This window comes from Nocardioides sp. AE5, from assembly GCF_031844485.1.
Classification (GTDB): domain Bacteria; phylum Actinomycetota; class Actinomycetes; order Propionibacteriales; family Nocardioidaceae; genus Nocardioides.
Window position 1 is genome coordinate 248,612 of the sequence record NZ_JAUZVI010000003.1, and the last position, 12,721, is coordinate 261,332.

Sequence of the window (12,721 nt, forward strand, 5' to 3'; positions counted from 1 at the left end):
TGTGCACCACGACCACTGGGGGAGAGCCCATGTTCCTGATCAACGACACACTGCACTGGAGTGCGTCCGACCTGGTCGGTGCCACCACCTGTGAGTACGCCGCACTGCGCACGCTGGACGCGAAGATGGGTCGCGGTGCGGCCCTGGCCGAGGCCAGCGACCCGTTGCTGGACCACATCGCACACCTGGGCGAGGTGCACGAGCAGGCCCTGCTGGCAGAACGCCGCCGCCTCGGCGACGTCGCGGCGATGGAGCCCGTCGCGTTCCCCTACACCCGCGAGTCCCTGCAGGCGGCCGCGGAACGCACGGCCGCCGCACTTGCCGACCCCGCGGTCACCCTGGTCCACCAGGCGGCATTCTTCGACGGCGAGTTCCTCGGCTTCGCCGACTTCCTCGAGCGCACCGAGGAGGGATGGGTGGTCTGTGATGCGAAGCTCGCCCGCAGCGCCCGGCCCACGGCCCTGCTCCAGTTGGCGGCGTACGCCGACCAGATGCTCGGCTTGGGCCTGCCCGTGGCCAGGAAGGTCTCCCTGCTTCTCGGCGACGGACGACGCGAGGACTTCGCTGTCGCGGACCTGCTGCCCGTCTTCGCCGAGCGGCGGGCACGGCTGCGCGATCTGCTCACCAGCCACCACGCCGACCCTGATCCCGTCTCGTGGGGTGATGAGCGGTACGCCGCATGCGGCCGCTGTGCCGAGTGCACCGCTGCAGCCGAGGCACACGACGACCTGGCCCTCGTCGCCCGGATGCGGATGGATCAACGTCGCAAGCTCCGCGATGCCGGGATCGCCACGCTGACAGACCTTGCCCACGCCGAAGTGGCCCCGGAGTCCTTGCCGCACACCACGTTCGAGCGGCTCCGTGCGCAGGCCAGGATCCAGCACCGCCAACGCTCGGCCGGGCCGGATGCCCCGGTGGTCGCCGAACTGCTGCCGGACGCCGCACGGACCCTGCAACTGCTGCCCGAGCCGTCGCCGGGAGACTGGTTCTTCGACTTCGAAGGCGACCCGCTGTACACCGAGGCCGACCCGACGGTGGCCGGCCTGGAATACCTGTGGGGGATCGTCGATGCCGCTGAGCAGTTCACCGCCACCTGGGCACACAGCTTCGCCGAGGAGAAGCAGGCCTTCATCTCCTTCCTCGATGCGCTCACCGAGCAGCGCCGGACCTGGCCGGACATGCACGTCTACCACTATGCGCCGTACGAGACCTCTGCCCTGAAGCGGCTGGCCATGCGCTACCAGGTGCGCGAGGACGAGCTCGATGACCTGCTGCGCGCCGAGGTCTTCGTCGACCTCTATGCGACGGTCCGTTCCTCGGTGCTGGTCTCCCAGGGGTCCTACAGCATCAAGAAGCTGGAGCCGCTCTACATGGGCGACCGGCTCCGGACGGCGGATGGCATCCAGGCCGGCGATGCCTCCATCCTCGAATATCAGCACTACCGGCAACTGCGCGACACCGATCCCGACCGGGCGCAGGCCATGCTGGACAACCTCGCCGACTACAACGGTTACGACTGCCTGTCGACGCTCAAGTTGCGTGACTGGTTGGTGGAGCGCGCCGCCGAGGCGGGGGTGACCCGTTTGGCCGGACCTGTCGTACCAGAGGTGCCCGAGCAGGACGAGGAGGTCGACCCGACCTTCGACGCCTTGATGGCGCGTTCCGGTCCCGGCGTACGGGCGGAGCGGAGTCCGCAGGAGCAGTCCTACGCCATGCTGGCCACGGCCATCGACTACTACCGGCGCGAGCGCAAGCAGTTCTGGTGGGGCCACTTCGAGCGCCTCGTGACACCGGTGGAGGAGTGGGGCAGCGACACGCGCGACGTGTTCCGGGTGGACCACGTCGATGTCGTCGCCGACTGGGCCCACCCAGGAGGGCGGGCGCGGAACTGGCGCCGCATGCTGCGCCTGCACGGCGAGTGGGCGCCGGGCAGCAAGCTTGGTCAGGCACAGGTTGCCTACACGATCCCGACGGCATCCGGCGCCGATGGACCCGAGAAGGCGCACTACGGAGCAGCCCGCGCCGAGGAGGTCACCGATGACAACGGCACCGTCCTGCTGGTCGAGTCCCGCCACCGCGATGCCACCTTCGACGAGCACCCGGTGGCGTTGCTGCCGGGGACGCCACCGATGACAAAGGACCTCGAGACAGCGATCAAGGACCTGTGCCTGGATGCGCTTGCCTCCAGTGACCTGCCGCAAGGTCCCGCGCTGGACCTGCTGGCCCGCCGGACTCCCCGGTTGCGTGGCGGCGGATCCCTCCCGGCGACAGGCAACGGCGTTGCCGACGTGACCACCGCACTCCTGGGCATGGACGACTCCTATGTAGCGGTGCAGGGCCCGCCCGGCACGGGCAAGTCGTGGACTGGGTCGCGGGTGATCCGTGAACTCGTCGAGCAGCACGGCTGGCGCATCGGCGTCGTGGCCCAGTCGCATGCGGTGGTCGAGAACTTGCTGTCCGGTGTCGTCGCCGCCGGCCTCGACCCATCCCTGGTCGGCAAGAGCAAGAACAACACCGCCGAGCCAGCCTGGACCGACGTCGCCAACTCGGCCGACGCCCGTGCCGGCTTCCTGACCGAACATGCGGCAACGGGCTGCGTCCTCGGCGGCACGGCATGGACCTTTGCCAGCACGAAGCTGTGCGATCCCGGCGAGCTGGACCTGTTGGTGATCGACGAGGCAGGCCAGTTCGCGCTGGCGCCGACGCTTGCCGCCTCCCGTGCCGCGCGCCGCCTGTTGCTGCTGGGGGACCCACAACAGTTGCCGCAGGTCACCCAGGGCACCCATGCCGAGCCGGTGGACCACTCGGCCCTGGGGTGGCTGATGACAGAGCACGAAACCCTGCCGAAGGAGCTCGGCTACTTCCTGGCCGACTCCTGGCGGATGCACCCGACGCTGTGCGCGAAGGTGTCCCGCCTCTCCTACGAGGGGCGGCTCGAGGCGGCCCCGGCGGCATCGGAACGCCTGCTGGAGGGCGTGGCCCCCGGCCTGGAGACCGTCTTCGTTGACCACACTGACAACGCATTCTCCTCCGAGGAGGAAGCAGCCGAGGTGGTCCGCCAGGTCGAGGCCCACCTCGGCCTCGCCTGGTCCAGCGGTGACGCCCCGGCTCGTCCGCTGACGGGATCCGACATCTTGGTCGTGGCGCCCTACAACGCCCAGGTGATGACGATCCGCAAGGCGCTCGCCGACGCCGGGCACGGCGACGTACGCGTCGGGACGGTAGACCGCTTCCAGGGCCAGCAGGCGCCGGTCGTCCTGGTCTCGATGACGGCCTCCTCGCCCGCGGACGTGCCGCGGGGGATGGGCTTCCTGCTCAACCGCAACCGGATCAACGTGGCCATCTCACGGGCGCAATGGCGCAGTGTGCTGATCCGTTCCCGCGCGCTGACCGGCTTCATGCCGCGCGACACCACCGGACTGCTCGAACTGGGGGCGTTCATCGGGCTCAGCTCCTGAGCGGTCAACCACGGACGCGGAGTTGTGTCGGGCCCCTGGGGCAGGGTGCGTGGTGACAGCTCGGGATGTCCACGGCGGCGGGGCCAAGCCCGGTGGGGGTGGGCTTGGCTCCGCGGTCCGTGCAACACGGATCGCACAGGATTGCCCCGGCCGCGGCCACTCGTGGGAGAATGTGAGGGTTCTTTGGTGGCGGCCAGGTGCAGATGGTGGTGAAAATGTTCGAGGGCAAGGCAAAGTTCGGGTTCCTTGCTGCCTTCATCGTCGTCGACCTGGTCCTGGTCGTGGTCCTCTTCCGGTCCGCCACCGGGGACGAGGGCGAGGGCACCGTCCGCGGTGTCGACCCGGCCAGCGAGATCACCGTGCTGCCCTCCGACCCGATGACCACCCCCGAGGCCGGCGAGACGGAGTCGCCCGAGGAGTCCGAGTCCACGGAGGAGACCGAGTCCCCGGCCCAGACCGAGGAGACCTCCAGCTACCGGCCCTACACGCCGCCGCCGACCAGCACCCGCGGCAGCGGTGGTGGCGGCACCCGCCCGACCAGGCCATCGGACCCGGGGTCCACAAGGACGACGAATCCGGCACCCCCGCCGACCCCATCGTCGCCGAGCCCGACGCGCACCACCAGCGCTCCGCCACCGGACCCCGATCCCGACCCTGAGCCGCCGGTGGACCCCGACCCGTCTGATCCGCCCGCCCCTGGCACCGTGCACGGCGTACCTGCCACCCCCTGATCCCCACGAACGCTCAATCGTTGATGCGCGAAAGCTCAATCGTTGCGCCCGGCGTACGTCGTGTCAGCGTAGGTGGACGCTGCGGGGAATGGAACCACCTCGCATGACGTTGCACTGACCATGCACAGGGAACCGGCGACCGAGGGCGAGTTGCTGACGCGACGCCTCGTGGTTGACCTCGCCCGCTTGCAGATCCACGCCTGTCACTGCTGACCCACGTCCACCCCGGCAAGTCCGGGCATCCCGTCCTGCAGTGAAAGGTTCCACCCCGTGTCCACCACGAATACCACGCCCGCGCCCACGAAGCGGCGCTGGCTCCCCTCGTTCGGCACCCAGGTCCTGATCGGACTCGTCGTCGGCGTCCTGCTCGGGCTGCTGGCCCGCTGGATGGGTGCCGACGGCGTCGATGCCGACGGAGCAGTCGACCCAAACTGGCTCACCGAGACGCTGACCGTCATCGGCTCCACCTTCGTGACGTTGCTGCGCGCCGTCGTCCCGCCGCTCGTCTTCCTGGCCATCGTCGCCTCGATCGCCAACCTGCGCGAGGTCACCGGCGCCGCACGCCTGGCCTGGCAGACCCTGGTCTGGTTCGCGGCGACTGCCCTGATCGCCGTCGCGATCGGCGTCGTGCTCGGCCTGGTCCTCCAGCCCGGCGCCAACACCAGCGTGACCGAGGATGCCGCCGCAGCACCCGGCCGGACCGGCTCCTGGCTCGACTTCCTCACCGGGATCGTGCCCAGCAACTTCCTCGGCATCCAGGGCAGCGCCGGCTCCGACGGGTCCATCGGGCTCTCCTTCAACGTGCTGCAGATCCTGGTGATCGCCATCGCGATCGGCATCGCCACCTTGAAGGTCGGCGAGGCCGCCGAGCCGTTCCTGCGCCTGGTCCGCTCTGCGCTTGCCGTGGTGCAGAAGGTGCTCTGGTGGATCATCCTGCTGGCCCCGATCGCCACGGTGGGCCTGTTGGGCAATGCGGTCGCCTCGTACGGCTGGGACGCGCTCGGCTCGCTGAGCACCTTCGCGCTGGCGATCTACCTCGGCCTGACGCTGGTGGTGTTCGGTGTCTACCCGATGCTGCTCAAGGCCAACGGCCTCTCGGTGCGCCAGTTCTTCTCCGGCGCCTGGCCTGCGATCCAGCTCGGCTTCGTCTCGCGCTCCTCGATCGGCACGATGCCGGTCACCCAGGCGGTCACCGAGCGCAACCTGGGCGTGCCCCGCGCCTACAGCTCGTTCGCCGTGCCGCTCGGGGCAACGACGAAGATGGACGGCTGCGCCTCGATCTATCCGGCGATCTCTGCGATCTTCGTGGCCCAGTTCTTCGGGATCGACCTCGGCGTCACCGACTACCTGCTGATCGCCTTCGTCGCGGTGATTGGTTCCGCGGCAACGGCAGGTGTCACCGGCGCGGTTGTGATGCTGACCCTGACCCTGTCGACGCTGGGCCTGCCGCTCGAGGGCGTCGGCCTGCTGCTCGCCATCGACCCGATCCTCGACATGGGCCGCACCGCCACCAACGTGGCCGGGCAGGCACTGGTGCCGACGCTGGTCGCCAAGCGCGAAGGGATCCTGGACCACTCGGCGTACGACGCGGCCCGCACGGGCGAGGCGTGGCGCGAGGAGGAACCGGTCCTGGCCGCCTGACCCCGGCCAGGGGCGTTCACCCGGAGATGTTTGCAAGGCACAATCCCTTGCATGGCATCCACCGAACCGGAGACCACGGCGCCCCACCGTGGCTGGGCGATCGGGACCGCGATTGCGGTCCTGGCCAGCCTCGTCCTCGGATGGGTCGTAGCCAATGGGCTGAGCGGCTTCCTCGCCATCGAGTTCCACGACAAGGAACTGCCTGACGAGCAACCGGTCCAGGTCACCCCGACCGAGGTCGGGCCGCTGGCTGGACTGGCCGGGCTCGACCTGCCCGATGAGGTGGCCGGGTCGCCTCGAGGTGACCTGGCCACCCGGTTGCTCGACGAGGCACTGGACGCCCGCGAGCTCACCGGCGAGACGATCACCGTCTCCGTGTCCCTCGCCGGCGACGCGTCCCTCGGCGAGGAGGGGTACGTCGTCACCAGCGATCCCGGACAGGTCACGGTCGAGGCGCACGACCCGATCGGCGCCACCAACGCGCTTTTCCGGATCGCCGACCTGGTCGCGGCCGGCCACGACTGGGCCGACGTCGTCAGCGACGGTCCGGTCGTCCCCGAACTGGCCGACCGCTTCGTCGACACCGGAGCCGTCGGCGTACGTGCGGACGAGGATGCCTACCGGGCCCAGGCCGATTACCAGCACGCCTCGGGTGCGCTGGAGGACGTGGTGCTCTCGGAGCCGCCGTACGTCGATCCCGACGGCCTTGAAGCACTGGAGGCGGACTGGAAGCAGTTCATCGACCACGTGGTGGCCTACGGCTACAACGGCGTGGTCATCCCCGGGTTCCTGGAGTACGTGAACTTCGACCGGCTCGGCGACGGGTTCGAGGTCTATGGCCCCGACAGTCCCTATCGCGCCCGGCACGAGGTGATGAAGCGGGACGTCGGCGAGATCTGGCAATACGCCGACGCGATGGGCCTGCGCGTGGTCTTCAAGTCCGACATGCTCGCGTTGACCACCCCGCTGGAGGAGTACCTCGCCCGGGAGACGGGCCTGGACGCCAACGACGAGGCGCTGTGGGAGGTCTACCGCGCAGGGCTGGACGAGTTCCTCGGCGACTTCGAATGGGCCGACGGCTTCATGATCCGCATCGGCGAGGGCGGCAGCATCTACAACCTGCACGGCTGGGACTACTACTCCGCGCTCGAGGTGACCGACGCGGCCGGCGTACGGACCATGCTGGAGACCGCGACCGACGTGGCAGCCGACCACGATGCGGACATCTACTTCCGCACCTGGTCGGTCGGCGTGGGGGACGTCGGCGACATGCACACCAACCCCGAGACCTATGACCACCTCTTCGACGGGTTCGTGCCCGACAACCTGGTGGTCTCCACCAAGTTCGTGATGGGTGACTTCGACTCGTACCTGCCGCTCAACCCGACGCTCGCCACCGGCGAGCAGCGCCGCCTGGTGGAGATGCAGGGACGGCGCGAGTTCGAGGCCTTCAACTCGATCCCCGATGACCTCGGCCCGGCGCACCAGGTCGCGCTGCGCGAACTGCGTGGTGCGAACCAGGACATCGACGGGCTCTGGATGTGGACCCAGGACGGTGGGCCGTGGCGCGCCGGCCCGATGTCGCACTACCTCAAGGCCGGGAACTGGGAACTGTACGACCTCAACGTCTACACCGGCGGGCGCCTGGGGTGGGATCCGCAGGCCGATCTGGGGGCGGCCGAGGCCGACTGGATCGCCCGCACCTATGGGAACGACCCTGCCGTGGTCGAGGCCGTGGGAGAGGTGTTCTCCCTGTCGCGTGCGGCCGTCCTGGACGGGCTCTACGTCCGTCCGTACGCCGAACGGCAGGTGTTCGCACTCGGCCTCGAGCCGCCGCCGATGATGTGGATCTTCAAGTGGGACATCGTCTCCGGCGACACGGCCGCGCTGGCGGCGGTGTATTCGACGGTTGCCGAGCATCCCGACGGCGTCCTCGGCGCGATCAAGGCGGGGGAGTCGGCCGTTGCTACGGCCGAGCAGATGCAGCAGGCGTTCCTGGCCGTGCCCCAGCAACTCTTCGACGACCGCGAACGGTACGTTGCGCTCGCTTCGGCACTGGAATACGAGGTCGACCTGTTGCGCACGCTCCAGGTCTTCCGGGTGCTCTTCCTGCGCTATTACGAATGGCTCGACACGGGCGACTCCGCGGCGTACGACGAGTTCCGCGGCGCGCTGCCTGCCTACCACGCTGCGGTGACCGCCCATGAGCAGAAGTGGCACGGCAACCTCGACCTGCCACCGTACAACTTCTTCGCGGCCGATGCCGGCATGGAGCACGCGGAGCGGGTCGCGGTCACACGCCCGGCTGCACTGGCGCTGGCGCTTGCGGGACTGCTCGCCCTGGTGTTGCTCCCGGCACTGCGCTCGGGCGCCTTCATGCCGTGGCGCGTCCGAGGTGATGCGCCCGCACCCACGACACGGATGCGATGGCTGGTCCTGGCCGTGCCGGTGGTCGTCGTGGTCGGGGCACGGATCACCTTTAGCTCCGCGCTCTCGCCGTGGTATCTGGTCGCCACCCTGGGTTCACTCGCGCTGCTGGGGGCCGCTGCGCGCGGCGTCCTGGCTTGGCTGCGCCCCGGGGCGGATGGATTCTGGATCTGGGCAGGGCTGGGTGGCGCACTCGTGCTGCGCAGCGTCCTCTTCATGGCGGCTGTCGGGGTGCGTGGCCCGGGTGGCTACTGGTACCGGTTCTGGATCGACGAGACCACCCGCGAGATCTATGTGACGCTCGCCTTCGCGGCGTTCCTGCACTCGCTGGTGGTCGTCGTCGTGGTCCTCGGCGCGGCGTACGGGCTCCGCTTGCGCCAGGGCATCGGGGCCGTCCTGATCGGCATCGGGGCAGCGCTGCTGTTGGTCAGCGCACTCCTCGGGGTGCCCGGGCTCGAAACGGCGCTGACCAAGCTCAACGACGAGATGGCCGTGCTGCCGCTCGGCCTCTCCCGGATCCTGGGGCTCACGGTCCACCTGGGCATCCCTTCGGCACTGCCAACCTGGCTGCTCGTCGCAGGCGTGGTGGCCGCGCTGGGTGGGGTTCTTGCTGCCGCAGGCCGCAGGGTGCCTGCGGCGCCCTGATCAGGGACGGGGGCGTTCGTCGACGACGCGTCGTGCCTTGAACACGGTTGCGGGGAGGGTGCCTGGCTCGATCAGCTCGACCGGGATCCGGATCCCGCACATCTTCTTGAGCATGGCCTCGCCGTCGGTGCGCAATTGGTCAAGATCGCCGGGGTGTTCCGCATCGTGCTCGGCGCGCACCACGATCTCGTCCAGGGCACCGCGCTTTGACACCCGGATCTCGAACTCGGGCCCGAATCCGTTGACGCTGCGCAGTGCTGTCTCGATGGCGCTGGGGAAGATGTTGGCACCGCGAATCACCAGCATGTCGTCGAGGCGGCCCAGGACACCCTCGGGCAGGCGTGGGTAGGTGCGCCCGCACGGACACGGGTCGTGGCTGATGTAGGACTCGTCGCCGGGCGCAAACCGGATCATCGGCTGGGACTCGCGCCACAGGTGGGTGTAGATGATGGCGCCCCGGTCGCCCTCGGGGATCGGCTGGTTGTGGTCGTCCTTGTCGACGACCTCGGTGAACACCTCGTCGGTGATCAAGTGCGTGCCGTTCTTGGCCAGGCAACCGACGTTGGTCTGGAACGGGTACATCTCCGAGGTGGAACCTGCATCGACCATGGTCGCGCCCCATGCTTCTTCGAGGATCTGGCGAGTGCCGGGCAGGCTGCCACCGGGCTCGCCGCCGACCAGGAGGATCTTCACCGACGAGGCCTTCAGGTCGATGCCCATGCCCTGCGCGACGGAGATCAGGTGCATGCAGTAGGACGGCGTGGCCGCGAAGACGCGTGGCTTGAGGCGATCGATGAACTCCAGGTGCTTCTCGGACTCCGCGACGCCAAGCGGGAACATTGCAGCACCGAGGCGCTCGGTGCCTTGCAGGGTTCCCCAGCCGCCGAAGAAGAGCCCGAACGGGAATCCGACCTGGACGAGGTCGTCGGGACGGATGCCACCGATCCACTGGGCCATGGCGTGCACGTCCGCAGCGCGATCCCAGTCGTTCTGGCTCACGGCATAGAGCGTGGGGACGCCGGAGGTTCCTGACGAGCCGTGGATCCGGGCGATGTCGCCCATCGAATCGGTGGCGGTGTAGCTGCCGAAGGGGGGATGCTCGGCCTGGTCGGCCACGAGCATCTTCTTGGTGATCACCGGGACCTTGCGGGTGAAGTCGTCCAGGGAGGTGACGGTGTCCGGGTGGAATCCGTGGTTGTCGTAGTGGCGCCGATAGAAGGGCAGGTTCTCGTAGACGAAGTGGAGCTGGTGCTGGATCCGGGTGAGGATCACGGCGTCCCGATCGGCCCGTGGCATCGTCTCCCGCGCCTCGTCCCAGAAGAGCGGGAACCCGCGGTCGTCGAGGGTGCTCGATCGTGATCCTTGTCCAGTTGCCATGCTTCGACTCCTCCGTCTGCGGGCCAGGTGTCTCCATCGGGCTCGGCTCGCCACTGATGTTTAGCCGACCGATCGGCTGCCTACACTCTGCACCACTGTGACGGGACGCACAAGACCCCAGTCCCGATGGTGTCGAGATTGGTGGTCTGGTTGGAGTGGGAAGTCTGACTCAGGCGCGTCGCCGGACGAACATCCCGGCCAGGAAGATGTCGGCGATCTGGGTGGCGGTAGCCCGGGCGTGCGCGGGACTGGTCGGCTTGTACCACCGGGTCGCCCAGTTGAGCGAGCCGATCAGGGCCTTGGCTGCCAGACGCGGTTCGAGGTGGTCGGCGAAGTCGCCCTGGTCGATTCCTTCGGCCATGAATCCGGTCACCAGTCCGAGGTACTCGCGGTCCATCGCGGTCCACTCCGGGGCGACCTCCTTGCCGGCGATCTCCTGCACGTACACCGTCACATAGGGGAGTTGTCGATCGATGATGTCGAAGTGGATCTGGGCGATCTGTCGCACCTTCTCGGCTGCCGGAAGGTCAGAGCCCTTCAGGCTGCGGGCCGACTCCAGGAGGGCCTCTGCGCTCGGGCGGATGATGGCGAAGAGCAGGTCCTCCTTGTTCTTGATGTAGTTGTAGAGGCTTCCCTTGAGCATGCCGACCTCGGCTGCCACGTCCTCCAGGGAGGCGCCACGGAATCCCTTCTCGCTGAAGACTCGGGCAGCGGCTTCGACGACGTCGTCCCACCTGCTGGGTCGCGGCACGGACATTCCTCCTGGGCTGGCACCGGGCGGACTGCCCTGGTGGATGATCGATCACAAAGTAGTCTACGGCGGTTCTTTTCCAACCATACGTTTGGTAACGTGGGAGAAAGTCCACTCACCCAAGGAGCTCCCGTGCCTGGCGTCGTCTACTTCGATCCGTATGGCGAGGAACACCGCATCGATGCCGACGAGGGCCAGTCGGTGATGGAGACCGCCGTGGCCAACGGCGTGCCGGGAATCGTCGGCCAGTGTGGTGGCTCACTGGCCTGCGCCAGTTGCCATGTCTATGTCCATGACGAGTGGCTCGCCAGGACCGGTGAGGTCTCCGAGATGGAGGACGACATGCTGGACGGCGCGATGGCCGAACGTCGTCCGCAGAGTCGCCTCTCGTGCCAGATCAGGATGAGCGATGACCTGGATGGCTTGACCGTCGAAGTGGCCCCGGAGCAACTGTGAGCGCCATCCTCGTCGTCGGCGCCAGCCACGCCGGCATCCACGCGGCTGCCTCGCTGCGCGAGGGCGGGTACGCCGGCTCGATCACCGTCGTCGGTGCCGAGGACCACCTGCCCTATCACCGGCCGCCCCTCTCCAAGGACTACCTGCTCGGGGTGACCGAGCGGGATGGTTTCGCCCTGCGTCCTGAGGCGTTCTATGCCTCGCGCGAGATCGAGTTGCGCAGGGGTGTGAGGGTGGAGAAGGTCGATGCAACGTCGGGGACTGCCACGACGGACACCGGGGACACCCTGGCCTTCGACCGGCTCGTGCTGGCCACGGGCGCCAGGGTACGTCGCCTTGACGTGCCTGGTGGGGGACTGGACGATGTGGTCCACATGCGCGACCTCGATGACGCCGATCGACTCAAGGCGCTGCTGCCGGGGGTGCGGCGCGCAGTGGTGGTCGGTGGTGGCTTCATCGGACTCGAATCCGCCGCAGTCCTTGCGCGCAATGGCGTCACCGTCACCGTGGTCGAAGCAGGAGATCGCCTCCTGGGCCGTGCTGTCAGCCCGGAACTCTCTGCCTGGTCCGCCGACCTGCATCGCCACCACGGCGTCGAGGTTCGCACCGGGTGTGCCGTTTCTGCACTGGAGGGCGAGACCACCGTGCGACAGGCCGTGCTCACGGATGGTGGCCGGCTCGACACCGATCTCGTCGTGGTGGGTATCGGAGTGGAACCACGCCTGGAACTCGCCGATCAACTCGGTCTTGCCGTGGATGGCGGGATCATCGTCGATGCGCAGGCGCGGACCAGCGCAGCCGGGATCGTCGCTGCTGGTGACGCCACGGTGCAGCCACACCCGCTGGGGGACGGCACCATGGTGCGGCTGGAATCGGTGCAGAACGCCACGGACCAGGCCGCGGCCGCAGCCTGGTCGCTGCTCGGCAAGGCACCGCGTACACAGCCGGTCGTGCCATGGTTCTGGTCCGACCAGTACGACGCCAAGTTGCAGATGGCGGGCGCGCCCAGCAGTCATGACCGCGCGGTCCTGCGCGGCTCGCCTGCCGATGGCTCCTTCACCCACCTGCTCTATCGGCGTGGCGTCCTGGTCGGGGCCGAGTCGGTCAACGCACCTGCGGACTTCGTCGCGGTCCGTCGGGCACTGGCAACGGGCGCTTCCCCGGATCCGGATCGGGTCAGCGACACGAGTGTGAAGCTCAAGACCCTGCTCTGACCCCGTGGTTGTCGGCAGGAC

Annotated in this window: 8 protein-coding genes; 6 read left to right on the plus strand and 2 right to left on the minus strand. The window is 68.4% G+C overall.

Translation table 11 applies throughout. The features are described from left to right. Positions 1-29: 29 nt before the first annotated feature. The 4 genes from Q9R27_RS06965 to Q9R27_RS06980 all read left to right on the plus strand — a co-directional run bounded on the left by Q9R27_RS06965 (position 30) and on the right by Q9R27_RS06980 (position 8,902). On the plus strand, positions 30-3,458 hold the full coding sequence (locus Q9R27_RS06965) for a TM0106 family RecB-like putative nuclease (RefSeq protein WP_311251625.1): 3,429 nt from the start codon (positions 30-32) through the stop codon (positions 3,456-3,458). Positions 3,459-3,673: 215 nt separating this feature from the next. Beyond that, on the plus strand, positions 3,674-4,189 hold the full coding sequence (locus Q9R27_RS06970; protein WP_311251626.1) for a hypothetical protein: 516 nt from the start codon (positions 3,674-3,676) through the stop codon (positions 4,187-4,189). A 270-nt stretch (positions 4,190-4,459) separates the two neighbouring features. Beyond that, the gene (locus Q9R27_RS06975; RefSeq protein ID WP_311251627.1) at positions 4,460-5,830 is read left to right on the plus strand and encodes a dicarboxylate/amino acid:cation symporter; all 1,371 of its coding nucleotides are present in this window, start codon (positions 4,460-4,462) and stop codon (positions 5,828-5,830) included. Between the two features lie 51 nt (positions 5,831-5,881). Then, positions 5,882-8,902, plus strand: coding sequence for a hypothetical protein (locus Q9R27_RS06980; protein WP_311251628.1), 3,021 nt, complete (start codon positions 5,882-5,884; stop codon positions 8,900-8,902). Here the strand turns inward: Q9R27_RS06980 and Q9R27_RS06985 are convergent, their stop codons facing one another. Further along, positions 8,903-10,279 (minus strand): AMP-binding protein, encoded by a 1,377-nt coding sequence (locus Q9R27_RS06985; protein WP_311251629.1) that lies wholly within the window; start codon positions 10,277-10,279, stop codon positions 8,903-8,905. A gap of 169 nt (positions 10,280-10,448) precedes the next feature. Continuing rightward, complete coding sequence (locus Q9R27_RS06990) at positions 10,449-11,030, minus strand: TetR/AcrR family transcriptional regulator (RefSeq protein WP_311251630.1); 582 nt, start codon at positions 11,028-11,030, stop codon at positions 10,449-10,451. A gap of 132 nt (positions 11,031-11,162) precedes the next feature. Between Q9R27_RS06990 and Q9R27_RS06995 the strand changes: the two genes are divergently transcribed. Both Q9R27_RS06995 and Q9R27_RS07000 read left to right on the plus strand, forming a co-directional pair. Continuing rightward, a complete protein-coding gene (locus tag Q9R27_RS06995; RefSeq protein ID WP_311251631.1) occupies positions 11,163-11,486 on the plus strand; it encodes a 2Fe-2S iron-sulfur cluster-binding protein in 324 nt (107 codons plus the stop codon). Next, a complete protein-coding gene (locus Q9R27_RS07000) occupies positions 11,483-12,700 on the plus strand; it encodes an FAD-dependent oxidoreductase (RefSeq protein WP_311251632.1) in 1,218 nt (405 codons plus the stop codon). Before Q9R27_RS06995 ends, Q9R27_RS07000 begins: the two co-directional genes overlap by 4 nt. The last annotated feature ends 21 nt before the right edge of the window (positions 12,701-12,721 follow it).

Excerpts from the sequence above, each read along its gene's own strand:
- Q9R27_RS06970 (WP_311251626.1), top strand. The coding sequence starts at position 3,674 with ATGTTCGAGGGCAAGGCAAAGTTCGGGTTCCTTGCTGCCTTCATCGTC.
- Q9R27_RS06985 (WP_311251629.1), bottom strand. The coding sequence starts at position 10,279 with ATGGCAACTGGACAAGGATCACGATCGAGCACCCTCGACGACCGCGGG.
- Q9R27_RS06965 (WP_311251625.1), top strand. The coding sequence starts at position 30 with ATGTTCCTGATCAACGACACACTGCACTGGAGTGCGTCCGACCTGGTC.
- Q9R27_RS06980 (WP_311251628.1), top strand. The coding sequence starts at position 5,882 with ATGGCATCCACCGAACCGGAGACCACGGCGCCCCACCGTGGCTGGGCG.